Origin of the sequence: Planococcus glaciei, assembly GCF_900099655.1 — a bacterium.
GTDB classification, from domain to species: domain Bacteria; phylum Bacillota; class Bacilli; order Bacillales_A; family Planococcaceae; genus Planococcus; species Planococcus glaciei.
The window spans coordinates 37,272-62,229 of record NZ_FNDC01000003.1 but is presented as its reverse complement, the minus strand read 5'-3'; the positions used below and the strand labels follow the sequence as shown (position 1 = coordinate 62,229).

Annotated in this window: 31 protein-coding genes; 21 read left to right on the top strand and 10 right to left on the bottom strand. The window is 46.7% G+C overall.

The genetic code is table 11. The features are described from left to right. Nucleotide 1 precedes the first annotated feature (1 nt). On the top strand, nucleotides 2-934 hold the full coding sequence (locus BLQ32_RS05420; RefSeq protein ID WP_053165797.1) for a sulfurtransferase: 933 nt from the start codon (nucleotides 2-4) through the stop codon (nucleotides 932-934). A gap of 48 nt (nucleotides 935-982) precedes the next feature. Here the strand turns inward: BLQ32_RS05420 and BLQ32_RS05415 are convergent, their stop codons facing one another. Beyond that, a complete protein-coding gene (locus BLQ32_RS05415; protein WP_036803099.1) occupies nucleotides 983-2,320 on the bottom strand; it encodes a hemolysin family protein in 1,338 nt (445 codons plus the stop codon). Nucleotides 2,321-2,501: 181 nt separating this feature from the next. On the opposite strand from BLQ32_RS05415, the gene BLQ32_RS05410 reads away from it, so the two are divergent. Next, complete coding sequence (locus BLQ32_RS05410) at nucleotides 2,502-4,067, top strand: amidohydrolase (protein WP_036803101.1); 1,566 nt, start codon at nucleotides 2,502-2,504, stop codon at nucleotides 4,065-4,067. Between the two features lie 39 nt (nucleotides 4,068-4,106). Next, entirely contained in the window at nucleotides 4,107-4,310 is a 204-nt protein-coding gene (locus tag BLQ32_RS05405) for a hypothetical protein (protein WP_053165799.1), read from the top strand. A 56-nt stretch (nucleotides 4,311-4,366) separates the two neighbouring features. On the opposite strand, the gene BLQ32_RS05400 is transcribed toward BLQ32_RS05405, so the two are convergent. Continuing rightward, nucleotides 4,367-5,164 carry a TIGR00266 family protein gene (locus BLQ32_RS05400; RefSeq protein ID WP_036803106.1) on the bottom strand — a complete coding sequence of 266 codons (798 nt, stop codon included), beginning with the start codon at nucleotides 5,162-5,164 and terminating at the stop codon, nucleotides 4,367-4,369. Between the two features lie 111 nt (nucleotides 5,165-5,275). Between BLQ32_RS05400 and BLQ32_RS05395 the strand changes: the two genes are divergently transcribed. From BLQ32_RS05395 to BLQ32_RS05365, 7 genes are all read left to right on the top strand, one after another. Beyond that, nucleotides 5,276-6,001 (top strand): nucleotidyltransferase domain-containing protein, encoded by a 726-nt coding sequence (locus tag BLQ32_RS05395; protein ID WP_074509400.1) that lies wholly within the window; start codon nucleotides 5,276-5,278, stop codon nucleotides 5,999-6,001. Beyond that, entirely contained in the window at nucleotides 5,991-6,491 is a 501-nt protein-coding gene (locus tag BLQ32_RS05390) for a cupin domain-containing protein (protein ID WP_074509399.1), read from the top strand. Before BLQ32_RS05395 ends, BLQ32_RS05390 begins: the two co-directional genes overlap by 11 nt. A gap of 70 nt (nucleotides 6,492-6,561) precedes the next feature. Beyond that, nucleotides 6,562-6,813, top strand: coding sequence for a hypothetical protein (locus BLQ32_RS05385; RefSeq protein WP_074509398.1), 252 nt, complete (start codon nucleotides 6,562-6,564; stop codon nucleotides 6,811-6,813). A 326-nt stretch (nucleotides 6,814-7,139) separates the two neighbouring features. Continuing rightward, nucleotides 7,140-7,697, top strand: a complete 558-nt coding sequence (locus BLQ32_RS05380) for a YdhK family protein (RefSeq protein ID WP_036803110.1) — start codon at nucleotides 7,140-7,142, stop codon at nucleotides 7,695-7,697. A 99-nt stretch (nucleotides 7,698-7,796) separates the two neighbouring features. Beyond that, a complete protein-coding gene (locus BLQ32_RS05375; protein WP_036803112.1) occupies nucleotides 7,797-8,084 on the top strand; it encodes a metal-sensitive transcriptional regulator in 288 nt (95 codons plus the stop codon). 57 nt (nucleotides 8,085-8,141) lie between these two features. Next, the gene (copZ, locus tag BLQ32_RS05370; protein ID WP_263427863.1) at nucleotides 8,142-8,345 is read left to right on the top strand and encodes a copper chaperone CopZ; all 204 of its coding nucleotides are present in this window, start codon (nucleotides 8,142-8,144) and stop codon (nucleotides 8,343-8,345) included. Between the two features lie 69 nt (nucleotides 8,346-8,414). Continuing rightward, nucleotides 8,415-10,832, top strand: coding sequence for a heavy metal translocating P-type ATPase (locus tag BLQ32_RS05365; RefSeq protein ID WP_074509397.1), 2,418 nt, complete (start codon nucleotides 8,415-8,417; stop codon nucleotides 10,830-10,832). A gap of 331 nt (nucleotides 10,833-11,163) precedes the next feature. Here the strand turns inward: BLQ32_RS05365 and BLQ32_RS05360 are convergent, their stop codons facing one another. Further along, entirely contained in the window at nucleotides 11,164-11,670 is a 507-nt protein-coding gene (locus BLQ32_RS05360) for a hypothetical protein (protein WP_074509396.1), read from the bottom strand. Between the two features lie 232 nt (nucleotides 11,671-11,902). Between BLQ32_RS05360 and hxlA the strand changes: the two genes are divergently transcribed. From hxlA to hxlR, 4 genes are all read left to right on the top strand, one after another. Further along, on the top strand, nucleotides 11,903-12,544 hold the full coding sequence (gene hxlA, locus BLQ32_RS05355) for a 3-hexulose-6-phosphate synthase (protein ID WP_074509395.1): 642 nt from the start codon (nucleotides 11,903-11,905) through the stop codon (nucleotides 12,542-12,544). 1 nt (nucleotide 12,545) lies between these two features. Continuing rightward, the gene (gene hxlB / locus BLQ32_RS05350; RefSeq protein ID WP_074509394.1) at nucleotides 12,546-13,100 is read left to right on the top strand and encodes a 6-phospho-3-hexuloisomerase; all 555 of its coding nucleotides are present in this window, start codon (nucleotides 12,546-12,548) and stop codon (nucleotides 13,098-13,100) included. 328 nt (nucleotides 13,101-13,428) lie between these two features. Next, the gene (locus tag BLQ32_RS05345; RefSeq protein WP_074509393.1) at nucleotides 13,429-14,280 is read left to right on the top strand and encodes a Cof-type HAD-IIB family hydrolase; all 852 of its coding nucleotides are present in this window, start codon (nucleotides 13,429-13,431) and stop codon (nucleotides 14,278-14,280) included. 240 nt (nucleotides 14,281-14,520) lie between these two features. Beyond that, nucleotides 14,521-14,874 (top strand): transcriptional activator HxlR, encoded by a 354-nt coding sequence (gene hxlR / locus BLQ32_RS05340; protein WP_053165807.1) that lies wholly within the window; start codon nucleotides 14,521-14,523, stop codon nucleotides 14,872-14,874. Between the two features lie 175 nt (nucleotides 14,875-15,049). On the opposite strand, the gene BLQ32_RS05335 is transcribed toward hxlR, so the two are convergent. Then, nucleotides 15,050-15,694 (bottom strand): SDR family oxidoreductase, encoded by a 645-nt coding sequence (locus tag BLQ32_RS05335; RefSeq protein ID WP_074509392.1) that lies wholly within the window; start codon nucleotides 15,692-15,694, stop codon nucleotides 15,050-15,052. Nucleotides 15,695-15,871: 177 nt separating this feature from the next. On the opposite strand from BLQ32_RS05335, the gene BLQ32_RS05330 reads away from it, so the two are divergent. From BLQ32_RS05330 to BLQ32_RS05320, 3 genes are read left to right on the top strand one after another with little or no spacing between them, the layout of a single operon-like run. Next, complete coding sequence (locus BLQ32_RS05330) at nucleotides 15,872-16,078, top strand: hypothetical protein (RefSeq protein WP_036803136.1); 207 nt, start codon at nucleotides 15,872-15,874, stop codon at nucleotides 16,076-16,078. 25 nt (nucleotides 16,079-16,103) lie between these two features. Next, nucleotides 16,104-17,114, top strand: a complete 1,011-nt coding sequence (locus BLQ32_RS05325) for a S66 family peptidase (protein WP_074509391.1) — start codon at nucleotides 16,104-16,106, stop codon at nucleotides 17,112-17,114. Nucleotides 17,115-17,130: 16 nt separating this feature from the next. Beyond that, nucleotides 17,131-17,628, top strand: a complete 498-nt coding sequence (locus BLQ32_RS05320; RefSeq protein ID WP_074509390.1) for a GNAT family N-acetyltransferase — start codon at nucleotides 17,131-17,133, stop codon at nucleotides 17,626-17,628. A gap of 535 nt (nucleotides 17,629-18,163) precedes the next feature. On the opposite strand, the gene BLQ32_RS05315 is transcribed toward BLQ32_RS05320, so the two are convergent. Then, on the bottom strand, nucleotides 18,164-19,177 hold the full coding sequence (locus BLQ32_RS05315) for a PQQ-dependent sugar dehydrogenase (RefSeq protein ID WP_074509389.1): 1,014 nt from the start codon (nucleotides 19,175-19,177) through the stop codon (nucleotides 18,164-18,166). 101 nt (nucleotides 19,178-19,278) lie between these two features. Between BLQ32_RS05315 and BLQ32_RS20120 the strand changes: the two genes are divergently transcribed. Next, nucleotides 19,279-19,401: a hypothetical protein gene (locus BLQ32_RS20120; protein ID WP_280513351.1), complete on the top strand. Its 123-nt coding sequence runs from the start codon at nucleotides 19,279-19,281 to the stop codon at nucleotides 19,399-19,401. A gap of 248 nt (nucleotides 19,402-19,649) precedes the next feature. Here the strand turns inward: BLQ32_RS20120 and BLQ32_RS05310 are convergent, their stop codons facing one another. From BLQ32_RS05310 to BLQ32_RS05295, 4 genes are all read right to left on the bottom strand, one after another. Continuing rightward, nucleotides 19,650-19,958 carry a hypothetical protein gene (locus BLQ32_RS05310; protein ID WP_244890325.1) on the bottom strand — a complete coding sequence of 103 codons (309 nt, stop codon included), beginning with the start codon at nucleotides 19,956-19,958 and terminating at the stop codon, nucleotides 19,650-19,652. 27 nt (nucleotides 19,959-19,985) lie between these two features. Continuing rightward, nucleotides 19,986-20,195 carry a hypothetical protein gene (locus BLQ32_RS05305; RefSeq protein WP_036803148.1) on the bottom strand — a complete coding sequence of 70 codons (210 nt, stop codon included), beginning with the start codon at nucleotides 20,193-20,195 and terminating at the stop codon, nucleotides 19,986-19,988. Nucleotides 20,196-20,337: 142 nt separating this feature from the next. After that, the gene (locus BLQ32_RS05300; RefSeq protein WP_036803151.1) at nucleotides 20,338-20,733 is read right to left on the bottom strand and encodes a ribonuclease HI family protein; all 396 of its coding nucleotides are present in this window, start codon (nucleotides 20,731-20,733) and stop codon (nucleotides 20,338-20,340) included. Then, a complete protein-coding gene (locus tag BLQ32_RS05295; RefSeq protein ID WP_074509387.1) occupies nucleotides 20,733-21,449 on the bottom strand; it encodes a queuosine precursor transporter in 717 nt (238 codons plus the stop codon). The genes BLQ32_RS05300 and BLQ32_RS05295 overlap by 1 nt, the downstream gene beginning before the upstream one ends. 143 nt (nucleotides 21,450-21,592) lie before the next feature. On the opposite strand from BLQ32_RS05295, the gene BLQ32_RS05290 reads away from it, so the two are divergent. Beyond that, complete coding sequence (locus tag BLQ32_RS05290; RefSeq protein ID WP_036803155.1) at nucleotides 21,593-21,790, top strand: zinc-finger domain-containing protein; 198 nt, start codon at nucleotides 21,593-21,595, stop codon at nucleotides 21,788-21,790. A gap of 245 nt (nucleotides 21,791-22,035) precedes the next feature. On the opposite strand, the gene BLQ32_RS05285 is transcribed toward BLQ32_RS05290, so the two are convergent. Then, nucleotides 22,036-22,242, bottom strand: a complete 207-nt coding sequence (locus tag BLQ32_RS05285; RefSeq protein ID WP_036803157.1) for a cold shock domain-containing protein — start codon at nucleotides 22,240-22,242, stop codon at nucleotides 22,036-22,038. 164 nt (nucleotides 22,243-22,406) lie between these two features. On the opposite strand from BLQ32_RS05285, the gene BLQ32_RS05280 reads away from it, so the two are divergent. Both BLQ32_RS05280 and BLQ32_RS05275 read left to right on the top strand, forming a co-directional pair. After that, nucleotides 22,407-23,039: an HD domain-containing protein gene (locus BLQ32_RS05280; protein ID WP_053165816.1), complete on the top strand. Its 633-nt coding sequence runs from the start codon at nucleotides 22,407-22,409 to the stop codon at nucleotides 23,037-23,039. Further along, the gene (locus BLQ32_RS05275) at nucleotides 23,036-24,922 is read left to right on the top strand and encodes an ABC-F family ATP-binding cassette domain-containing protein (RefSeq protein ID WP_036803160.1); all 1,887 of its coding nucleotides are present in this window, start codon (nucleotides 23,036-23,038) and stop codon (nucleotides 24,920-24,922) included. Before BLQ32_RS05280 ends, BLQ32_RS05275 begins: the two co-directional genes overlap by 4 nt. Nucleotides 24,923-24,958 lie beyond the last annotated feature (36 nt).

The window sequence follows — 24,958 nt, the reverse complement described above, 5'->3', positions numbered from 1 at the left end:
AATGACAGTTTTTATCAAAACAACGGATACAGAGAAATACAGATGGATTGATGCGAGATTCGATTTGCATCAACCGGAAACGGGACGCGAGCAATATGCGCAAGAACATGTGGAAGGCGCGATCCACTGGGATTTAAACAATGACCTTTCGGATATGGCGTCGAATGCAGGGCGCCACCCCATGCCTTCAAAAGAACAAGTGGCCGAACTGATCAAAAAGAGCGGGCTATCCCCGGAAGACGAGGTTGTCGTCTATGACCAGGGCGGCACCGCTTTTGCTGCCCGAGCGTGGTGGCTGTTGAAATATGCCGGATTTGAAAAGGCGTATATCAGCAAACTGGGCTTTGAATCATTGAAAAAACAAGGGATTCGCGTTTCAAATGAACTCCCTGAATATCCACCGAGCAATCCGGAATTGAAGTTTAATGAGTCGATTTATGCGGACCAGGAGGATGTCAAAAATATTATTGACGGCAAAGAGCTGGGGGTTTTGGTGGATGCCCGTTCACCCAAACGCTTTGCCGGCATTGAAGAACCGATTGATCCGGTAGCGGGACGCATTCCTGGAGCCCACAACTTCGATTTGGAGCAATTGGTCAAAAACAAGCAGTTTATCGAAGACGCCGATTTTTCGTCAGTCCTGCACAAAAACGAACCAGCTGTTGTTTACTGCGGCAGCGGCGTTTCAGCAGCCGGATTGTATGCCATACTTGCCGAAAAGGGCCACGAATCGCTTCGCTTGTATACGGGCAGCTTTTCCGACTGGATCCGCAACGAAGACAATGTAGTGGAAATCGACACCGCCGATATGCCGGAACCGTCAGACGACGACTCAAAAGATATATTGGCACGCCTTATTGAAGAAGGCTACTCTGGTGAAATGCTGATGAAAAAATTCGAATACGAGAAGTCGTTGATCGATAAAAAAGAATAGCAAATGAAAACACCCCCTACTTTTCCAAGTAGGGGGTGTTCTACGTCTTTATTCAGCAATTTCAAGATCGTCTTGAGTTTTTTCAATCGCTTCTTTCCGGCTCAACAGGACGGTGATGATCTGGTGATTTTCCATTTCTTTCACTGTCACGGTATGATTCGGCATGTCGATTGATTCGCCTTCGTGGATGTCGATGTTCTTCAGTTGGACCCATCCGCCAATCGTATCGACGTCTTCGCTGTCATCGAAAGTGATGGCAAACCGATCTTCAAGATCGGATAGGAGGACGCGGCCATTGAGCAGATAATTGAAAGTGTCCAAGGCTTTGATTTCATCGCGTTCGTCATCATCAAATTCATCGCGGATTTCACCGACGATTTCTTCGAGAATGTCTTCCATCGTAATGACGCCGGAAGTGCCTCCGTATTCATCGATGACAATGGCCATGTGGACGCGTTCTTTCTGCATGGTCCGTAAAACGTCTTGGATAGGCGCTGCCTCCATAACAAAAGGAATGTCATGGACCGCAAGGCTTTCTCGCAAGTCTTCCGTGAAGGTGTAATTAGTCAGCATTTCTTTTACATTGATAAACCCAATAATATTGTCTTTGTCTCCGTTCTCCGTAATCGGATAACGGGTATATTCGTGTTCGCGCACAATTTCCATCAGATCGTTATGCGTCATTTCAAGTGAAATGGACTCCATTTGAGTGCGGGGAATCATGATGTCTTTAGCACAGCGTTCATCAAACGAAAAGATGTTCTGCATATACGATAATTCGGTTTGATTGATTTCACCGCTTTGATAACTTTGCGTCATGATGATTTTCAGCTCTTCCTCTGAATGGGCCTGTTCATGGTCTGCAGGTTCAATGCCGAACATGCGGAGCAAGAGGCGGGCAGAACCATTCATTAACCAAATAAACGGGTTCATGATTTTGCCGAAAAGAATCAGTGGGCCAGACAGGAACAACGCCATTTTCTCAGCGTACTGAATAGCCAAAGTTTTCGGTGCCAGTTCGCCCAGAACCACATGGAAATACGTAATGGCAACAAAGGCGATGGTGAACGAAAGAATGGATGCAGTTGGATCACCGACACCAAAACTGTCCAGCAGCGGGTGCAGCATGCGTTCGACCGTCGGTTCACCAAGCCAACCGAGTCCGAGCGCAGTTACCGTAATGCCGAGCTGGCACGCCGATAAATAATAATCCAGGTTATCTGAAATTTTCTTCGTCTTTATCGCGTTTTTGCTGCCTTCCGAAATCAGCTGATCGATGCGGGATGTCCGCACACGGATGATCGAGAATTCAGATCCGACAAACAAAGCGGTTAAAGCAATTAACAAAACTACCAAAAACAAATTCAATATGAGTATACTGTCCAATTGGTCCCTCCGGCTTGGAGGGTTCACCTCTGCTTTCAAAAAATGTAATTTTATTATAGCATAAATGAGCCTTGTATAGTTATTAAGGCGCTTGGATATAAATAAACCGAATGGATAAGCATTAGTAGTTGTATCGGGAGAAAAATGGATTTATCATTATATTTAGAAAAGGAGTGACAGCATGAAGACGTTATGGCACGGGGGAACGATTTACACAATGGCAGCAGAAGGAGAAACCGTTGAAGCAGTTTTGGTTTCAGGCGGTAAAATAGAGAAAATCGGTACATACGAGGAGCTTGGCAAACTTGCAGACCATCAAGTGGACTTGCAGGGGAAAGTGCTTTATCCGGGGTTTGTCGACAGCCATATGCACATGATCGGACACGGCGAAAAATTATTGCGAGTGGATCTCTCAAAAATCGATTCATCGGAAGAAATGAAAAACGAACTGATCCGCTCTACAGCCAACCTGCCGGATGGGGAATGGTATATCGGTGAAGGATGGAATGAAAACAATTTTCCGGACCGCAAGATTTTCCACCGGACGGAACTGGATGAAATCAGCCAATCGCCGATGATGCTGAAGCGGGTCTGCCGCCATGCAGTCTTGGCCAATTCAAGCGCGTTGGCCCTTGCCGGCATCACAAAAGATACACCGGATCCAGACGGCGGGGTCATTGTCCGCGATAATGACGGTGAACCGACCGGGTATTTACTGGATGCCGCACAGGATTTAGTATCAAGCCAGGTGCCGGAAGCAAGCATCAACTACTTGACCAACGCATTGAAAACGTCCGTGGAAGATTTGCTGTCGCTTGGCCTGACTGGCGCCCATACGGAAGACATGGGCTATTACGGGGATTACTCGCGGCCGTTGCAGGCATTTAAAAACGTAATCGGCGACGAGATTAAATTCCGCGCCCATTTGCTTCGTGCCCATAGCGTATTCGAGAAAATGATCGAAGGAGCCGAATACAAAGAGCCGTTTATCGACCCAGGCGCGATGAAGATTTTTGCTGATGGATCCATCGGCGGAAAAACGGCATTGCTCAGCAAGCCTTATAACGACGATCCGTCGACAAGCGGTGTCGCGATCCATTCCGACGATGAACTAAAAGAGCTCGTCGCAATGGCGCGCCGCCACGGCGAAGCAGTGGCGATTCATGTGATTGGCGATTTGGCATTGGAAAAAGCGCTGGATGCCGTTGAAGCCCACCCGGTTCCCGCAGGCAAAAGAGACCGCTTTATCCATGCCATGGTAGTCCGTGAAGATTTAGTGGAACGCATGCAGAAAATTGATGTGGCACTGGATTTGCAGCCGAGCTTTACCACTTCCGATTTTCCATGGGTTGTTGAACGGCTGGGCGAAGACCGGATCCGCTGGTCATATGCCTGGAAAAGCTTGTTGGAAAACGGCTTGATCTGCGCCGGCGGATCGGATGCACCGATCGAAGAAGTGAATCCGCTTCAAGGCATCTACGCTGCGGTGGCCCGCAAAAAAGCATCTGATACACACGAAGGCTATATGCCGCATGAGAAACTAAGCCGCTATGAAGCCATCCAGCTGTACACAAGCGGAAGTGCTGCGGCCATTTGCAAAGAGCACGAGCGCGGACAGATCCACGAAGGCTATGATGCGGACTTCTCCATTTTTGACCGCGACTTGTTTGAAGGTCCGGAAGAGCAGATTTTAGAGGCTCAAGTGGAAATGACCGTGGTGGACGGAGAAATTATGTACCAAAAATAACAAATCACTGAGGTTTAAAGGAAAGAGGAGGGTGAATACATGCCAGCTGTACCAACTGAGATCTTGGATAAACTGGAACATGCCGAACGGTCAGGGATCAACATGACCAGCCCAAAAGCGGTGGTGGACCATATGCTCGCCCAAGGCGAAAAAGAAGCGATCCTGTTTTTCTACAAGCCGAATAGCCTGGAATTCGATTTTGATAAATTCAATGGGGCTGTAGAAGAAATGCGCAATCGATAAAACCAAAAAAGACTCGGAGCCGTTTGTGGCTCCGAGTCTTTTTAAATGCAATCGATTTATTTTCCGCCCAACAAATCGAACAAGCCGCCGGCAACGCTGCCTTCGCCTTGGCTGCGGCCGGCAGGATTTTGTGGAGCCGCCGCAAAGACACGGCTCGCAAGCCGGCTGAATGGCAAGGACTGGATCCAAACGCTTCCCGGTCCGCGAAGTGTCGCGAAGAACAATCCTTCCCCTCCAAAAAGTGCGGTTTTAACGCCTGAAACCATTTCGATGTTGTAATCCACGTCCGCAGTCATCGCGACAAGACAACCAGTATCTACGCGCAGCACTTCGCCTTTTTGCAGATTTTTGCGGTAAAGTGTTCCGCCGGCATGGACGAATGCCATCCCGTCGCCTTCGAGCTTCTGCATGATAAACCCTTCACCGCCAAAAAAGCCGGTGCCAAGCTTCCGCTGGAATTCTACGCCGATCGATACGCCTTTAGCGGCTGCCAGGAACGAATCTTTTTGGCAAATGATCTTGCCGCCAAGCGTACTTAAATCCATCGGGATGATTTTTCCCGGATAAGGGGACGCAAACGATACATGGCGTTTGCCGGTGCCCTGGTTGGTGAACGTCGTCATAAACAAACTTTCGCCGGTAATGACGCGTTTGCCGGCACTCATCAACTTGCCCATGATGCCAGAGGCGCCGCCTTTTGATCCGTCGCCGAATATGGTTTCCATGACAATACCGTCTTCCATCATCATCAATGCGCCCGCTTCCGCGATGACGGTTTCGTTCGGATCCAGCTCCACTTCCACAAATTGAAGGTCGTCTCCGTGCAATTTAAAATCGATTTCGTGGTTATTCATTTATACTCCTCCTAGGGATGTCTTTTCTGCTATATAATGAATACGAAAAGGGTTTATGAAAGTTTCAAAAAAATACGGGAAGTTGCTGTTCTATTAAAAAGAGGTGAAAAAATGAAAGGAATTGCAATTGAAACAGCAAAAGAACTGGTGGCGAAGCGGTTTCCGGGATGTGAAACGGCTTTGCTTGCGGGCAGCGTGGTTAGAGGAGAAGCGACCTCTACATCAGATTTAGATTTAGTAGTTATAGATAATCATATTATGTCATCTTATAGAGAATCTTTCATCGAAAAGGGATGGCCGGTGGAGCTTTTCGTCCATAATTCTGATTCTTATCAGGCGTATTTTAAAAGCGACTGTGATCGTGGCCAACCCTCCTTGCCTAATATGGTCGCAGAAAGCATCGTTCTTACAGGCCACCAGGAAGCAGAAAAGATTAAAGAAGAAGCACGCCAGCTGCTGGCTAAAGGACCGGCCAGTTGGACGCCCAAAGAGGCCGAAGCAAAACGCTATTTTTTGACGGATGTGCTCGATGACTTTATCGGTGCCAATAACCGGACAGAAGAGCTCTTTATCGCCAATGCCTTGGCCGGGCAGCTGGGGGAGTTTGTGCTGCGGATAAATGGGCAATGGACCGGCACTTCCAAATGGCTGGTTCGTTCCTTGAAACGATACGATAAAGAATTCGCGGAACAATTTTTAGCTGCATTTGAACACTACTACAGCGCAAGAGAAAAAGATGCGGTCATCCAATTAGCTGAAGCTGTTCTTCAACCATATGGCGGCAGGCTCTTTGACGGATTCACTCTTGGAAAGGAAGGGATTAAGGATGGACGCTGACTACTGGATTGAACATTTAGGGATGGAGCCGCATCCGGAAGGCGGTTTTTACAAAAGGACGTTCGAGTCGGATGAAATGATCGTTACGGAAAGCCATTCGACCCAAAGGCGCCTGTATACGAGCATTTATTTTTTGCTGCGCTCGGAAGATATTTCCCATTTTCACCGCTTAAAATCGGATGAGCTTTGGTATTTCCATGGCGGCAGTGCCTTGTCTGTCCATATTATTGATGAAGCCGGAAAATACCGTGTGGAGAAGTTGGGCTTGGACATGGCAAATGGCGAGAAGCCGCAAGTCCTGGTGGCAAAAGGCAGCATTTTTGGCTCTTCCGTTGAAAGGGAAGATGCTTATTCACTCGTCGGCTGCATGGTGGCACCCGGTTTCGATTTCGCCGATTTTGAATTGTTTACGCAGAACGAACTGCTGGCCCAGTTCCCCGCACACGAAGGGATCATCAGAAAACTGGCATACGATAATCTTCCCGAGTGAAAAGTCGGTATCGAATTAACAGGAAGCGTGCTAAACTAGAAAAAATAGGCATAAAGGGTGAGGGGAAGTTATGGGGACTGTATTATCGCTTTTAATTGTGGCCGTGGCATTGTTTACGGCATTTGCTTTAAAGAAATTTTATGACAAGCCGTACATCGTCAATTTTTCATTGGCCGTGATGCTGCTGCTGATTGTAGTGCGTACACTTTTGCTTCAGCCGATCAATAAGCTCGGCTATGTCGCCATCGCGCTTTGCTCGATTGCGTTCATTTTTCAGGCTGTACTTGGAATAAAGAATGTGAAAACGCAGGAACAGGTTTAAAAATAAATAGCAAAAATGAATCGGCAGCGGCAACAATACCCGTAATGTGTACAAGCACATTAGGGGTATTTTTTAGTTTTTAGAAATGTAAGAGGTAAAAAGGCGAGTGGCGAACTTCAAGTAAAGCACTTCTTTATAGAATATCCCCAAAATCATTTACGGAATTTAGTTTTTCATAAAGAGAAATAAAACACTTTACATACATTAGGGGGGTATAGTATATTGAGAGTGTGGTAGCGGTACATCAGTTGGAACCAAGAAACACAGCTGGCAGCAGAAGTGAGTTTATTGATAAAATGAATATCGACAAAAAGGAGCGCTTAAAAATGAAAGCAAAACAATTATTGCCGATCTTTTGGGTAGTTGCTCTTGCGGGAGTTTTGGCTGCTTGTTCTGGTGCTGAGGAGGAAAATCCCCATGCTGCGATGGATCACGGAGAAATGGAAAGTATGGAGCATTCAAGTTCAGGTGAACTGCCAACTGGTTTGGAAAAAGCTGAAAATCCGGCATTCAAAGTTGGAAGCAAGGCGATCATGAAGTCAGATCATATGGATGGCATGAATGGTGCAGAAGCAACCATTGCAGGAGCTTTCGAAACAGCTGCTTATGCTGTTACCTACACACCAACATCCGGCGGCGAGCCAGTGAGAAACCATAAATGGGTGATTCAAGAGGAATTGCAGAATGCAGGAAATGAGCCTTACAAGCCTGGAGATAAGGTCGAGCTGGAAGCTAATCATATGGCTGGGATGGAAGGTGCTGAAGCCGTCATTGACTCTGCCGAACAAACGACTGTCTATATGGTGGACTTTACATCTAAAACAGACGGGCAAGCAGTAAAAAACCATAAATGGGTCACTGAAAGTGAATTGTCTTCGAAGTAGGTGCGAAAACCGGGCGGAAACTTGGAACAAGTATTTTGATAACTGCTGACTTCTTTGGTATAATACAGGTATAGGGTATATTTACAAGGGGGCCGAAAAATGGAAAATACGGTAAAAACCACAGTGCAGCCTAATAAGCAGCAGCTTTTAAACCGTTTAAAACGGATTGAAGGGCAAGTAAGAGGCGTCCATCAAATGGTGGAAAACGACCGTTACTGCGTAGACATCCTTCATCAGGTAAGCGCCATTCAATCAGCAATGAACAAAGTATCTCTAGCATTGCTTGAAGATCACACCCATCATTGCGTTTCCAAAGCGATCAAGGAAAACAAAGGCGAAGAAGCGATCAATGAATTGATGGATGTCATGAAAACCATGACGAAGTAAAGATCTATGATACGATTAAGGCAAGAACATAAAACACAATCCTAGGAGGAAAAAATAATGAATGAAACGTTAAAAGTCCAAGGCATGTCCTGTGCGCATTGCGTGAATGCAGTTGAATCGAGCGTCGGAGAACTTCAAGGCGTATCGTCTGTAAAAGTGGATTTAGGCAAAGGCGAAGTCACGGTAGCTTATGACAACAGCAAAACTTCATTGAACCAAATTCAGGAAACGATTGAAGACCAAGGATACGACGTCGTATAAGAGTGCTATTGAGCACTCTTATCTTTTAATGAAAATATACCCCTGGGTAGTATGAGAGGAGGATGCCGAATGACTACTGAAGTTAAAGAAGCCAATTTTCAAATCACCGGCATGACCTGTGCAGCGTGTGCCACACGCATAGAAAAAGGCATCAGCAAAATGGAAGGGGTCGAGCAGGCCAACGTCAACTTGGCCCTCGAAAAATCGTCGATCCAATACGACCCGTCCAAATTGAACGAAGCCGATTTTGAAAAGAAAATCGAAGCGCTTGGATACGGAGTTGTTAAACAAAAAGCGGAATTTGACATTACGGGCATGACGTGTGCGGCGTGTGCGACCCGCATTGAAAAAGGAATCAATAAATTACAAGGTGTGGGGACGGCCAACGTCAACTTGGCGCTGGAGAAAGCGACAATCGAATTCAACCCTTCTGAAGTAACGGCAGCCGATATTATTGCGAAAGTGGAAAAACTGGGCTACGGTGCACACCAGCAGCAAGAGGAACAAGAGCATGTGGATTACCGGGAAAAAGCAATTCAGGACCAAAAACGGAAATTCATCTTTTCGGCTATTTTGTCGCTGCCACTTCTGTGGACAATGCTTGGCCACTTTTCATTCACCTCGTTCCTTTACGTACCGGAAATTTTAATGAACCCCTGGTTTCAGATGCTGTTGGCAACGCCGGTTCAGTTTATCATCGGGAAACAGTTTTATGTGGGCGCCTATAAAGCGCTCCGGAACGGCAGTGCCAATATGGATGTATTGGTCGTTATGGGAACGTCCGCCGCGTATTTTTACAGCGTCTACCAAGCAATCGTGCACGCCGGTTCTCCGCATGCAGCACATTTGTATTTTGAAACCAGTGCCGTTTTGATTACGTTGATCATCTTGGGAAAATTGTTTGAAGCAAAAGCAAAAGGCCGGTCTTCTGAAGCCATCAAAAAGCTGATGGGCCTTCAGGCAAAAACAGCAACAGTCATACGCAACGGTGTGGAACAAGAATTGCCGTTGGAAGAAGTCGTCATCGGCGACGCCATTTTGGTGAAACCGGGAGAAAAAATTCCGGTGGACGGAGAAGTGGTGGAAGGAGCGACAGCCGTTGACGAATCGATGCTGACGGGTGAAAGTCTGCCGGTCGATAAAGCTGCGGGAGACCCCTTGTACGGGTCCACCATCAACAGCAACGGCTTTATCCGGATGAAGGCGACAAAAGTCGGACGTGACACAGCGCTTGCACAAATCATAAAAGTCGTGGAAGATGCGCAGGGAACAAAAGCGCCGATCCAGCGCATGGCCGATAGAATATCCGGCATCTTCGTTCCGATTGTCGTCGGGATAGCGGTTCTTACCTTCCTGGTTTGGTACTTATTAGTGGACCCAGGCAACTTTACGCCGGCGCTTGAAGTGCTGATAGCGGTTCTCGTTATTGCCTGTCCATGTGCGCTCGGTTTGGCAACGCCGACTTCTATCATGGCGGGATCCGGCCGGGCAGCGGAAATGGGCGTTCTGTTTAAAGGCGGCGAGCATTTGGAGCAGACGCAGAGCATCGATACGGTAGTCGTCGATAAAACGGGGACCGTCACCCACGGGAAACCGGAATTGACGGATGTCCTGCTGGCGGAAGGCCAAGATGAGGCAAGATTTTTATCGCTCATCGGCGCAGCCGAAAAGCAATCGGAACACCCGTTGGCGCAAGCGATCGTCCAAGGGATCCAGGCAAAAGGCATTGAACTTGGCGATGTTCAGTATTTCGAAGCCGTTCCGGGCTACGGCATCCAGGCGACCGTATCTGGCCAAGGCGTCCTTGTGGGCACCCGGAAATTGATGCAGCAATACGGCATAGATACTTCGTTCGTTCTCTCTGAAATGGAAAGATTGGAAAGCGACGGCAAAACGGCGATGCTCGCTGCTGTCAACGGGGAGTATGCTGGACTGGTTGCGGTCGCAGACACCATTAAAGACACTTCTCGGGCAGCTATAGCGCGCCTTCAGAAAATGGGAATCCACGTCATTATGATGACCGGAGACAACGAGCGGACTGCACAAGCGATCGGCAAAGAAGTCGGCGTCGATGCGGTCATTGCCGAAGTGCTTCCGGAAGGAAAAGCAGAACAAGTGAAAAAACTGCAGCTGGAAGGCAAGAAAGTGGCAATGGTCGGAGATGGCATCAATGATGCACCGGCGCTTGCGACGGCCGATATCGGCATGGCTATCGGCACGGGAACGGATGTGGCAATGGAAGCGGCAGACATCACACTGATCCGCGGCGATTTGAACAGCATCGCCGAAGCGATCCTTATGAGCCGCAAAACGATGCGCAACATCAAGCAGAACTTGTTCTGGGCATTTGCCTACAATACAGTGGGCATTCCGATTGCCGCCATCGGCTTGCTGGCGCCTTGGGTAGCGGGAGCGGCCATGGCATTCAGTTCGGTTTCCGTCGTTTTAAATTCGCTGCGTCTGCAGCGCGTGAAATTGGAAAAATAATGCACAACAAGGCTTTTAGGGAAGCAAAAAGAACCCGGCCATTAAGCCCAGACTGGTCATTTTGAATCAAAAACGAAGTTAAAACCCAACAGGCCGCTAATTAGAACTTTAATTAGCGGCCTGTTTTTATTGAGTTCAAAGAGTTTCAAGCACTTTCCATCTTTCTAGACATTGGAAAGACATTCTAATGCTTAAAAATGCAACCGGTAATTTCAGTTATTTTGATTTTTGCCTATAAAAAAAGCCGAAGGACGGATTCATCCTTTCGGCTCTTCTCGCTCTGTTGGCACATCAGTGGATAGGTATGCCAACATCATGTGCTTTTCTGCATTTACTTATCCTTTTGAATACGGTCTTTGTCCACATTTAAACGTTCTTCGTGAAGTTTGTTCTGTTTTTGATTTTCAGGCGAACTGGTTTGGACGTAATCATTAACGTCTACGTGTTCCACCTCTTCTTCGCTTGTGTGGTTTTCCGGATCCCAAGTAGCGCTGTTTATGACGTTTCCGCGTTCCCCTGTTGTAAAGGTTCCTTCTGGTTCCCGAATGGTGTCGTCAAAATCATTGCTTTTTTGCCAGCCGCTTGTTTCTCTACTTGGATTTGGCTCTTCCGATTCCCGCCAGTCGGCTGAATTGTTCGGATCTTTTTTTCTGATTGTGGTGTCCCCATCAGCTAGGTACGGCTCGTTCGAACTATCGTTGTTTGTGCCGGTACGGCCTCTTCTCCGAAGTTCATCTCCTTTTTCAATATCCCTGTCTGCAGCTGAATTTTCTGCTTGGAAATGCTGGCTATCTTGCCGATCTTTTCGGACCGAATCATCACGATTATTGTTTTCCATGTTAAAGCCCCCTATGTTTGAAAAGTCTTCATACACTCAGTTACCCGTTAGGTGAACATTCAAACTTTTTCGTGAAGCAAGAGAAAAGCACACGGGAGGATATTTTAAGTGGACTTGCTGTTCGACAGTATACTTTTTGTCAGTATGTGATTTTAAAGTGCGTACTTCACAATAGGGATTGCACAACTTACACTGAAGGGGAACCGAAATACGAAAACAAGGAGATTTACATATGAAATTACAACTAGCATTAGATTTAGTAAACATTCCAGAAGCAATTGAAGTGGTTAAAGAGGTACAGGCGTTTATCGATATCGTTGAAATCGGAACCCCTGTGATCAATAAAGAAGGGCTTAAAGCTGTTGCAGAAGTAAAAGCGGCTTTCCCTAATTTGGAAGTACTAGCAGATGTGAAAATTATGGATGCTGCTGCTTATGAAGTGTCAAATGCAGCTGCTGCAGGCGCAGACATTGTGACGATTCTTGCGCAGGCAGAAGACTCATCAATTAGAGGCGCAGTTGAAGAAGCGAAAAAACAAGGCAAGAAAATCCTGGTCGACATGATTGCTGTAAAAGATATCAAAGCACGGGCTGCAGAGCTTGATGAACTTGGAGCGGATTATATCTGCGTCCACACCGGCTACGATTTGCAAGCGGAAGGAAAAGATTCTTTTGCAGATTTGCGAACCATCAAAAGCGTCGTTAAAAACGCCAAAACCGCAATTGCTGGCGGCATCAAGCTGGAGACATTGCCTGAAGTGATCGAAGCACAACCGGATTTGATTATTGTCGGCGGAGGAATCACAAGCAAAGAAAACAAGCGTGCAGAAGCGGAAAAAATTCAAAAGATGATGAAAGAAAGTGTGACGGCGTAGTATGAATACGGTGGGCTACACAGACGAAATACTGGCTGAATTGAAGCGGACCACCGTCCTCATTAATGTTGAGGAAGCCGAAAAAGCAGTGGACAGCATCCTGCGTGCCAAGAAAATATTTGTTGCAGGCGGGGGGCGGTCCGGCTTTATGGCTAAGGCATTTGTGATGCGAATGATGCACGTCGGCTTGGATGCATATGTCGTTGGAGAAACGGTAACACCGAATTTGGAGCCGGATGACATCTTTATCGTTGGTTCTGGTTCCGGAGAGACCCAAAGCCTTGCAGCTATGGCGAAGAAAGCTAAAAGCATCGGCGCGACAATAGTGGCTATTACAATAAACCCGGAGTCCACAATAGGGAAACTGTCGGATATTCGAATTGAAATACCCGCCCAGGCAAAAGGGGATGGCACCAGCGGTAAATCGATTCAACCGATGGGGTCATTGTTTGAACAATCGCTTCTTGTCTTTTATGATGCCTTAATATTAAGTTTCATGGATAAAAAAGGGCTCAAATCCGATGCCATGTACGGCAGGCACGCGAATTTGGAATAGCACAACCAGCAAGCCTGAGTCTGAGATTTACGCAGACTCAGGCTTGTTTAATTGGATTCAAATGCATGAACACCACTAAAGAACATTCTCGCAGAAAACGGTGCACTTGATTAATAAACGGCGATGGTTTTGAAACACGGCAGGAGATGCATATTCGCAATGGCATTCAGATTGATGCCCATTTTCACCTGTTTCTTAGAGAAACGCATTTGAATCGATTCCATTGGACAGTCTGCCGATGTGTTGCTGTTTAAAGGGAGTGAATCATGCTTTTCTGTTATACTCATTTTGTTAGACAGGATAAGACAGAATTTCAAGGAGAGAAGCTATGTATAAATTGGTCGCAATCGATCTTGACGGAACACTGCTCACAGACGATTTAATGATTTCACCAAATACAGTGACGGCAATTCAAAGAGCGGCGGAAGCGGGGACAATTGTCACGATTGCTACGGGGCGCATGTTTTCCTCTGCAAAACTCATTGCATTGCAATTGAATCTAAATGTACCGCTCATTACCTATCAAGGGGCATTGATTAAAGATGTGAATGAAAAACAAGTGGTGTACGAGCGGACAGTTCCTCCTCATATTGCACAAAAGTTAATCGAAATTTCTCGTGACAAAAACCTGCATCTCCAGCTATACCAGGATGATATTCTTTATAGTGCCGTTGAAAATGACAAGCTAATTGCTTATGCGGAAGCAGTTAAAGTTCCTTACCGGATAGAGCCGGACCTTATCAAGCTGGCTGAAAAAGGCGTGACAAAATTGCTTTTTATCGAAGAACCGCACGTGCTTGACCAACTGCAAGGTGAGTTGCAATCATTAATCGGAGATTCTGCACACATTGCAAAATCCAAAAAACATTATCTTGAAATCACCCATCCGGAGGCAAACAAGGGCAATGCTTTGTTATTCTTAGCGAACATGCTTGGCATAGAACGTACAGAAATAATCGGCATCGGCGACAACTACAATGACATCGAACTTATTGCGGCGGCTGGTCTCGGCGTAGCGATGGGAAATGCCGTAAAAGAAATAAAAGATCTGGCTGATTACACTACCTTTTCGAACAATGAAGAAGGGGTGCTTCATGTGTTAGAAAAGTTCGTTTTAGAGCCAGCGAGTGTTTTAAAAGATGAAGAACAAAAAAATCCTGATTCACTTCCGATGGGCTGATCAATAATGGCAGTCTACTCAGAACCGCTTGAAAAGGAAGAACCATCTTTTAGCAGGGGTTCATTGCACTTATGGCAGTATTCCATACATTTGCAGCGTCATTCATGGAATGCAGAAAAATTTACTCCCCGTACTATTGCGAGTACACTAACTAAGTGACATAAATGACAGTACTTGCTGTTTCCTCCTATAGTAATGAAAAATATAGGGTGGAAATTGAATAGGGAAGGAAGAAAACGGATGCCTAATTTAGGAGAGAAAGTTTTTAATTGCGAAAAAGAGCTGACACTTTCCATCATCGGAGGAAAGTGGAAGATGTTAGTGCTATGGCATTTAGGCAAAGAAGGAACGAAGCGCTTTGGGGAATTGAAAAATCTTATACCGGGGATTACTCAACGGATGCTGGTGAATCAGCTGCGTGAACTTGAAGATCACTTGATTGTCCACCGCGAAGTTTACCCGGTGGTGCCGCCTAAAGTGGAATATTCTCTTACCGAACAAGGAAAAACCCTAATTCCTATACTGGATTCGATGTATGAATGGGGAAAAGAATATATAGATCGCAACTTGGATAAGAAAGTAGAAAACGACTGAATAAGTCATCCTATAAAATGTCTAAATATAACTGAACGAAGAGACCGACAATAGTGTGGAGAGAGGTTTCCATATGAAAATGCCCGGCAACTGTATATACGAGTTGCCGGGCATTTTTTTGTCTTTATTTAATAAGGAGAGTCCGGCATTTCAAGGGGTAAAAAACTGCATCTTTCTATAACCGGTCCAAAGCTTCTTCGATTTCGTCATCCCCTGAAATAATTTCAAAGGTTTTATTGAAAACGTGCTCGTTGTCCAGGCAATGAAGCAGCACTTGTGCCACATCTTCCCTCGGAATGGGGCCGGAGTCCAAATTTTCCGTTGCCCGGATGCGTCCGGTTCCCGGATCATTAGTCAAAAGCCCGGGTCGTACAATGGTATAGATGAGCCCACTGGCACGCAGAATATTATCGGCGTGGTGTTTGGCGACGTAATACGGGGCAATATCTTCGCCCCACATTTCTCGCCGGTCGGCGTGAATGGCACTGACCATCAGAAAGCGCTCCGTTCCGGTTTGTTCAGCCGCTTTGATCGTTTTCGCTGCTCCGTCCAAGTCGATCAACAGCGTTTTGTCCGCTCCTGTCGCACCGCCGCTTCCAGCTGTGAACACGACTGCATCACAGCCTTCCATCGCGTCGGCAATTTCGTCGACGCTGCCTTCCAGGCTGGTCAATACAGTTTCGACTCCCAGTGAATTAAAATAACTGATTTGCTCTTCAAGCCGAATCATGGCTTTCGGTGTATGCTCTTGCGATTGCGACAGCAATTGAACCAAATGGCGTCCAATTTGTCCGTTTGCCCCAACGATTAGCACCTTCATTTGTCCATCTCCTCCTAAGTTCTGCTTTGCTCTTTTAATACCCGCATTAAGCTGCAATATGCGGGAGCCTATAAAAACGCTAAGATACCTTTTTAAAAATTTCTGTTAAACATAAGCTTCTCTAGTATAATATATCCAATGAGTTAAAATTAATTGGAAAGTTCAAGGAGGAGAATTATGTTAGCACGCAACAAGAAAAACCCGAAAAATTATCCGGTTCAATCGGAGTCGACAGGGCTCTCTCCAGGAGTTCTCGACTTAAACCACAAACGGCTGGACAAAAACCCGCACCCGTTTTGGGATTTGATCACGCAGGCATTTTTATTTCTGCTTGGTGGAGTTATCCTTTGCGGAATCATCCTCGCACTCGTATCATTTACATAACGCCAATCAGTAAAGGAGAATGACGATGATCAGATATCCAGACCGCACGATTGAAACAATTGGTGTAACGGCACCTTCTTCCGGAGTTGCACCGGACATGCACGGCGTATTAAAGAAATCAATTGAGCGCTTAGAAGAGCGAGGCTTTAAATTGACAGTAGGGGACACAGCGTGGACGCAAAGAGAAGCGAAATCGGCACCGGCAGAAGCTCGGGCAGAAGAATTGATGAACATGCTCAGCGATCCGGCCATCGATTTGGTGATGCCGCCATGGGGTGGGGAACTGCTGGTGGAAATACTGGAATTTCTCGATTTTTCAAAAGTTGATTTGAAATGGATTATGGGCTATTCGGATATCAGCATGCTGCTGTTGGCAGTTACGTTAAATACAGGATATGCGACAGCGCACGGCGGCAATCTCGTCGACCTTCGCGGTCCCGAATCCGATGACACAACAGCGAAATGGCTGGATGTCCTTCAAACGAAATCAGGCGAATCGATTACACAAGTGTCTTCTGAGAAATACCAGAAAGAATGGGATTTTGAAAATCCGACACCTGTCATTTTCAATTTGACAGAACCGACGGAATGGAAGACCGTTTCAGGCGAGGCTGAGCAGTTCACCGGCCGCTTGCTCGGAGGCTGCATCGATGTGATCCGCCATTTGATCGGGACTCCGTACGGGGACGTAAACGTATTTAGGGAACGCCACATCCCTGATGAGCCGGTCGTATGGTATTTGGAAAACTGCGAGATGAATGTCGCCGATTTAAAGCGGTCATTGACACAGATGAAATACGCAGGTTGGTTTAACCACATTTCCGGAATCGTCTTCGGCAGAAGCCCGGCGAATCAGGAAATCAGCGGCTATACAGTTGAAAAAATGTATGAGGATTTATCGGATGAACTGGGTGTGCCGATTGCTTATGACATCGATCTTGGCCATATTCCGCCTCAAATCACCTTTGTCAACGGAGCCTATACAACAATTGATGTAGCGGACGGCAAAGGAAAAGTTCAAATCGAATTCAAATGAAAAGGAAGAATCGCCAATGGATATTCGTGAATTGACGGCAGCGGACGCTGCTGCTTACCGCGAGCTTCGCATTGAAGCGTTGACCAATAATCCCGATGCCTTCGGTTCAGTCTTAAAAGACGCACTTCAAAAGCCGGTCGAAACGACCGCAGAAAATTTGGCTTCCCCATTAGCGGTCACGTTCGGCGCTTTTTCGGAAGGGCGGTTGGTCGGCAATGTCACGCTCCTTCGAGAAGCTGCGAAAAAGATGAAGCACCGCGCAAATGTCGTAGCAGTGTATGTAACGCCGCGCGCCAGAGGAAACGGCGTTGCAAGCAGGTTGATGGAGGAATTGCTCGATTATGCAAACGAGTGGGAAGGCATCGAACAGCTGTATTTGACTGTCTCGAGCCACAACCGATCGGCCATTAGATTGTATGAACGCTTCGGCTTTGAAAAGTACGGCACAGAATACCGCGCGATGAAATCAGGGGACGAATACACCGATGAAGATCTTATGGTGAAATTCCTATAAAAAAAGACGCCAGTATTGGCGTCGAGCTTGTAGACAAAAGAATTTTTACCCATGAAAGCTGAATAAATACCAATTGAGAGGGAATTCCGGATTCTCCGTTTCAGCCGGACGCGTTCCGCGGGCTCGCGCCGAAATCCCGCAGGAAAGGCATTGGCCGAAGTCTGCGAGGGCAAGCCTTTGTGACGAAGCTAGCGCAAGGATGCAGAAACAGGAGCAGGGGTTTTTCGCCGGCTTTCACTTTGGATCCTAAACCTGGAAGCTGTAAAGAGGTGTCGTTTTTCTTCTTGTACAGTCTGTTTAAGCTTCAATCGGATGACCATTCACTTGCGAATCCCAGAGAGACGCCCCAACCGGTTCGGCCACGGAGACTCCTGTGGGACCAGCGAAAGCTGAAGACCCCACAGGAGCAGAGCGACGAGGAGGCTGAGGCTGAGCCCACGGAAAGCGAAGTGGCCGGTCCGGTTGGTTTTATGCATTTCTATACATTACATCTAGACTTTGTCTACAGTCTGAGACGCCAGCATTGGCGTCTTTTCTATTCGTTGCCCAAACGGTATAGCTGATCGTCGTTTTCAGACGGAGTCCCGCGGCCGTCTGTATTGTTGGTGATGAAATAAACATCTTCACCGTCAACAAACACATCACGGACCCGGCCGAACCCTTCAAATGAATCGGTAACTTCGCCCGTTTCCAGATCGATTACTTTGATGGCGGTTCCGCGCAGCGCTGCCACATAAAGAAGGCCATCTTTTACAGCAATTCCGCTCGGTGCCCACGTGTCATCGGCGCCCGGAGTATAGAAAGGCGTTTCCATGCCTTCTTCGGCGGCATCGCCTTCGATCACCGGCCAGCCATAATTATTGCCTTCTTCGATGATGTTGATTTCGTCATTGGCCGACTGGCCGTGTTCCGATGCGTACATCGTGCCGTCTGCCCAGGCGATGCCTTGCGGATTGCGGTGGCCGTGCGAATAAATTTCGAATTCATCCGACTCGTTCAAGCGCAGGATTTTGCCGTTGACCGATCCGAGGTCCTGAGCGAGTTCAGGTTCTGAAGCATCGCCGATCGTTGCGAACAGCACCCCGTTTTCATCAATTTCGAGGCGTCCGCCGTGATGCACATTGCCCGTCGGAATGCCTGCAAGCAAGATGTCCGTTTCATTCCATGAACCGTCAGCCTGGACGAAGCGGGCAATCTTATTGAAAGAGCGGCCGTCTTGCTCATAGACATAATAACCATACGCTTGTTTGGAATCGGCAAAATCGGCTGCCAAGACGAAGCCAAGAAATCCGGCTTCAGCCGCTGAAGACAAGGGATCTGAAAAGTTAACCGGCTGATGCGTCACTGGGCCGTTTGCCGCAATATGCGCGACGGTCCCGGTTCGTTCCGAGATATAAAATTCGTCATTGACTTTATTGATGGACCATGGAATTTCAAGGCCTCCTGCAATGGCTTCCGTGGCGACATTCGCTTCTTTCGGATTGGCCGGAGCATCGTTGCATCCTGCCAGGACCATTAGGGAAAGAAAAGGAAACAGCAATTTTTTCACAGGTAAAACCCCCTTTTTTTAATCTTAATGGATTGTGGAGTGAAAAGGTAATAACAGAAACTTTTGCATGTATGAAACGTATAAAATAAGGAGTGAAAAACATGCCTTTAATGAAAGACGTCAAAGAAGAAGCGGAGATCCGCAAAAAACGAAATTTTATCCGGATCATCACGTGGGTCATCGTGGCTATTGTCTTGGCACTGGTCTGGTATTTCACAAAATAATTGTCGGTCTCAGGAGAGGGGGAGAGCCGTGGTCGATTGGAGTGTTGTGATGAGTGCAGTCTGTTTCGCCTTCTTTTTTTCAGCCATCAAGTTCTTTTTCGAAAAGAAAGAAGGGGAGAAGCTGTTTTCCAAGAACACGCTTCTTGAAGTGGGTTTTCTCAGTATGTTTATCCTTCTCACAAACCGTTTGCTGGATTTGCTTTAAAGATCTTCCACCCACCAAGCAAACTTTCCATAGAAAAAAGCCGTCATGACGACGGCTTTTTTTTGTATTGCATGATTTCAACGATGACAATGCCAAGTGTAACACCGAGCAAAACATTGATGATCCATGGATCCAAATATTGGTCGCGGAAGATGAAAGCGACTGTCAGTATGTAAAAGACGGCTTGGCTGATTTTTGCAATTGGCGGCACAGCGTCTTTCGGATAGCGCACACGCGCCAGTTGAAAGACCAGGAAAGCCAAAAGCAGGACCAAGTAATACGGCCAGTATAAGCGGTCAACCAAATTATTGACGGCTGCAAACATGGCAAGCGGAATAAAATAAAACAACACCGATTTCAAAACAAATCACCTTTTCACCTATTTTTTTGAATTGTTCTGCTGTCTGGCCGAGATCACGTGGTACAAGTTGTAGACGGCAAACACAACAGCCAGTGTAATGATGATAATTGAAATGACCGGATACAACGAAGCGCCATTGTCGATAATTTCAAGCACACGGGTATATAAAATCCACGGTCCGATCAACAAGATGATGATGTCAAGCACAGTTCCCAATTTTGAATTCATAATACGCCTCCAAGATTCAAACTGTCTCCAGTTTACCAGACTTTTTGCACAGCGTCTTTATGCAGCTTGTAAAATGGAATAGAAACAAAAACTGCAGAGGATCCGGCCATTTCCGGAATCTCTGCAGTCCAATAAGGCAAGCTTATTTATTTTTATGGGCACGCAATTTCGTGCGGGCTAAATCATCAGCAGCCCGGTTTTGCGAATCCGGTATCCATTTGATAAAACAGTAGTCGAAGCCTTCTGACAAGCGAAGCGCTTCTTCCAGAAGCGGCTTGAACTTCGGGTTTTTGGTGAATCCCCGGTCAAAAGCCTCAACTGCCACTTGTGAATCGGATTTGATCGACACCATTTGGCTGGATAAATCACGTGCCAGTTCCAATCCTTTTACGAGTGCCGTGAATTCGGCCATGTGGTTGTCCATTTCCCCGACATATTCACTCCATTTGATCAAATGGCCTTCGCCTTTGATAAAGACGCCCACCGCACTGACTTTCGGCGTACCTGCAGTTGCCGCATCCACAAATACTTCAAGCATTAAGACACCTGCTTTTCGTCTGCCGGTGTTGCTGCTTCCTCATCAAGCGGCTTTAATGCTTTCGCGACATAGCCGAATGGAGTTGAAAAAACGGACACGATAAATTTCAGTACGTACGTCGAGACGAAAATCTGCAGCCAGACGTCGAGAGGATACAATCCGTAAAACGCGATGCTGGTGAAGATTAACGTGTCGAGCAATTGGCTGATCAGCGTAGAACCATTGTTGCGGATCCAGAATTGGCTGTCTTTCGGAAAAACTTTCCGGATAGCCGCAAAAATGTAGACGTCCAGATGCTGGCTCGCCAAGTACGCGAGCATGCTGGCGATGGCAATCTGCGGAATCAACCCGAAAATCGTTTGCATCGACTCATTGGCAAAATCGCTTTCTGCTGGGATGAACTTCATGCCGAATTGCATGACGATAATCATAATCAGCAAAGATGAAAAACCAAGCCAAACCGCCTTTTGTGCATCTTTTTTGCCATATTTTTCATTGAGAATATCGGTTGCCAGAAACGTGGAAGCATACAAGCTGTTTCCAAGTGTAGCCGTCAACCCGATGATTTCAATGGTTTTTGTCACCTGGATATTGGCCAAAACCGTCGATAAGGCCACCCAGGCAAACAATCCGGTTTTTCCGAAACATTTGTACATGATGAGCAGCAATATAAAATTGGCCACGGCAAAGCCAAGGCCCCAAAACTCGTTAAACAAAAAAATTCCTCCTTAGTTTTGATAAAGCGGGAGTTTTCGAACCGCTATAGGGATGAAAATGTCCTTTGATAGTATAACTATTGTTGCGTTAAAAGACAAATTAGGAGTAAAATAAACGAATGGCATTTTAAAGGGGTGACAGTTTGAACAAACTTTCTATAATCAATGAAATTGATGAAATGATGGAAACGTATTGCGAAGGATGTTTTGTCCGCAAACAAATCCGCAAAGAGCAGGGGAAAACAGCTGCTCACCGGTTTTGCATCAGCGAATGCTCTATTGGATCACAGCTGCAATTCCTTGGAAACGAGTTAAATAAAGTTGGAACTGAACATAAATGAACAAATAGAAAAGCCTGCGCCGACATTAAGCCGGTTCAGGTTTTTTTTTGCATGCAGATCTATTATGCCAACCAGGCAGGAGAATAGATACGAGTATGGTGATCCAAGAATTTCTGTCTAAAGGATAAAAAGAAAGAGTAGCAGGGGTGACCGAGAAATTTATCTGTTAAGATCAGCTGGCTAAAATGAAAAAGGAGACCGGGGATTTTTCCCGGTCTCCTTGTTTTAGGTTGAGTTTAGAACCATTAGCTTTCAATTTCAATGACATTTGCGGCTTGTGGTCCACGATTCCCGTCAATAATTTCAAATGACACCGATTTTCCTTCTTGAAGTGTCCGGAACCCGTCGCCCTGAATGCCTGTAAAGTGGACGAACACGTCATCACCATCATTGTACTCAATAAATCCATAGCCTTTTTCCGTGTTAAACCATTTTACTTTGCCCTGGTGCATGCACGTTCCCCCTATTATTGAGTATTGTCATGGAACCATTAAAAGCCTTTTAATGGTTGGCTTATACTATACCCGAACGCATATGAATCGTCAATAACTCGCGCCATTTCGGGCATTTCGCCAGCAGTAAAGGGTATAATGGAAGAAAAGGAGCTAAAATCTAGATGAATGAAACCCTACAACAATGTGAAACAGCCGTAAGAAAAATCTATGAAACTTATGATGCAAGCCATGACTGGCAGCATATTGAAAGAGTGCGCAGCAATGCCAAGCTGTTATTGGAACAAGAGCAGGCAGACGCCTTTATTGTCGAGCTGGCCGTGCTGCTGCACGATGTATCCGATCCGAAATACAAAAAAGCAGGAGAAGACCTGGAGACGGAAATCCTGGAGAGCCTTCCGCTTAGCGCGGAACAGAAAAAACAAATCCAGGGCATCATCCAATCGGTTTCTTTTAAAGGCGGGAACGGTGTCCGGCCGTCTTCGATTGAAGCGGCAATCGTCCAGGACGCTGACCGCCTCGATGCGATTGGCGCCATTGGCATTGCCCGCACCTTTGCATACGGCGGCGCAAAAGGGCGCAAGCTGTACGACTGGTCGGAAGAACCGAGAACGGAAATGACCGAAGAAGAATACCGGTCGAAGCCGACCAGCAGCGCCACGCATTTTTACGAGAAGCTGCTGTTGTTAAAAGAACACATGAACACGCCTGCAGGAAAGCAAATTGCTGAAGAACGCCATCAATTTATGCTATCCTTTTTAGAGCAACTTATTAAAGAAACGGATGGGAATAAATGAGCCACTTAAACGTTACCAAATTAACAAAAACAGTAGGAGCCAAAACCCTTTTCAAAGATGTGGAATTTTCTTTGTACCCCGGAGAACGTGCGGGATTGATCGGAGTCAACGGCACCGGAAAATCGACTTTGATGTCTATTTTAGCGGGAGACGTAGAAGCGGATTCGGTCAACATGGACCATCCGAAAAAATACGAAATTACGTATTTAAAACAAGAACCGGAATTTGACGAATCGCTGACAGTACTGGAAACGGTGTTCTCCGGAGATTCGCCGATTCTGGCATTAAACCGCTCGTACGAGCAGGCCTTGAAAAACATGATGGTGGATTCAAGCTCCACGCAGCTGCAGGAAGAGCTGATGAATATCCAGGAAGGCATGGAACAGGAAAATGCTTGGGACATCAACGCCTTGGCAAAAACGGCATTGACGAAGCTTGGCATCGATATGTTCGACCAGCCGGTCGGCGAACTGTCCGGTGGACAAAAGAAACGCGTCGCGTTGGCAAAAGCATTGATCGAACCGGCAGATTTGATCCTGCTGGATGAACCGACCAACCATTTGGACGCCTTGTCAACGGAATGGCTGCAGGAAACTTTGCTGCGCATGAACAGCGCCATGCTGTTTGTAACCCACGACCGCTACTTCCTGGACGCAGTATCCACGCATATTTTCGAACTGGCGGACCAGACGATGTATACGCATAAAGGAAATTACGGCGATTACTTGGAGAACAAAGCGATCCGTGATGAGATGGCGGCATCTTCCCAGCAAAAGCTGGAAAACCGTTTCCGTTCGGAACTGAAATGGATCCGCCGCGGTGCGAAAGCCCGTTCGACCAAACAGAAAGCCCGCATTCAGCGCTTTGAGGAAATCCAGGAAAATGTCCAGAAAGAAAACGACAACACGTCGCTGGAATTGTCGATGCAAAGCCAGCGCCTTGGCAAGAAAATCATTGAAGGCGAAAATCTCGGAATGGCTTTCGGCGACAACGTCATTTTCCGGAACTTCGATTTTCTATTGCAAGGCGGCGACCGCATCGGCATCGTCGGACCAAATGGCGCCGGAAAGTCAACTTTGATGAAATTGATTGCCGGCGACTATGAGCCGACAGAAGGGCGTTTGGAATATGGCAGCACCGTGAAAATCGCCCATTTCACGCAGCATTTGCCGGAAATGAACGAAGCGCAGCGCATGATTGAATACATCCAGGAAATTTCAAGCGATTACGAAGCGGCAAAAGGCGTGCGCTTGTCTGCCACGCAAATGCTTGAGCGTTTCCTGTTTCCTTCGAATGCCCACGGCACACAAATCGGCAAATTGTCCGGCGGTGAACGCAAGCGTTTATATTTGCTGAAATTGCTGATGGAACAGCCGAATATCCTGTTGCTCGATGAACCTACGAACGACTTGGATATCCAGACGCTTTCCGTGCTGGAGGACTTCCTGGAAAACTTCCCGGGTGTCGTTATTACCATTTCCCACGACCGATTTTTCCTGGATCGCATTGCCCGGAAATTATGGACGACCGGTACTGGAGAAGTGCTTGAGTACCAAGGGCTTTATTCGGACTTTATCAAGGAAAAGCCGGTGCCTGCAGCAAAAGCTACAGCAGAGCCAATGGCAGAACCTATAAAAGAAACACCGAAACCGGAAAAGCCAAAAAAGAAAATGACATTTAAAGAACAGCAAGAATACAAAACCATCTTGGATGATATTGCTGAAGTCGAATCCCGGATTGAAGAACGGGAAGGCGAAATGGCAAAAGCCGGTGCAGATTTCGAGAAATTGAACAAATTGACCGAAGAAGTGGATGAACTAACCGAGCAATACGATACACTCATCGACCGTTGGACGTACTTGCAGGAAATTGCAGAATCCTAATCAAAGAACGGTCAGATGGACGATATTAACGGCAGG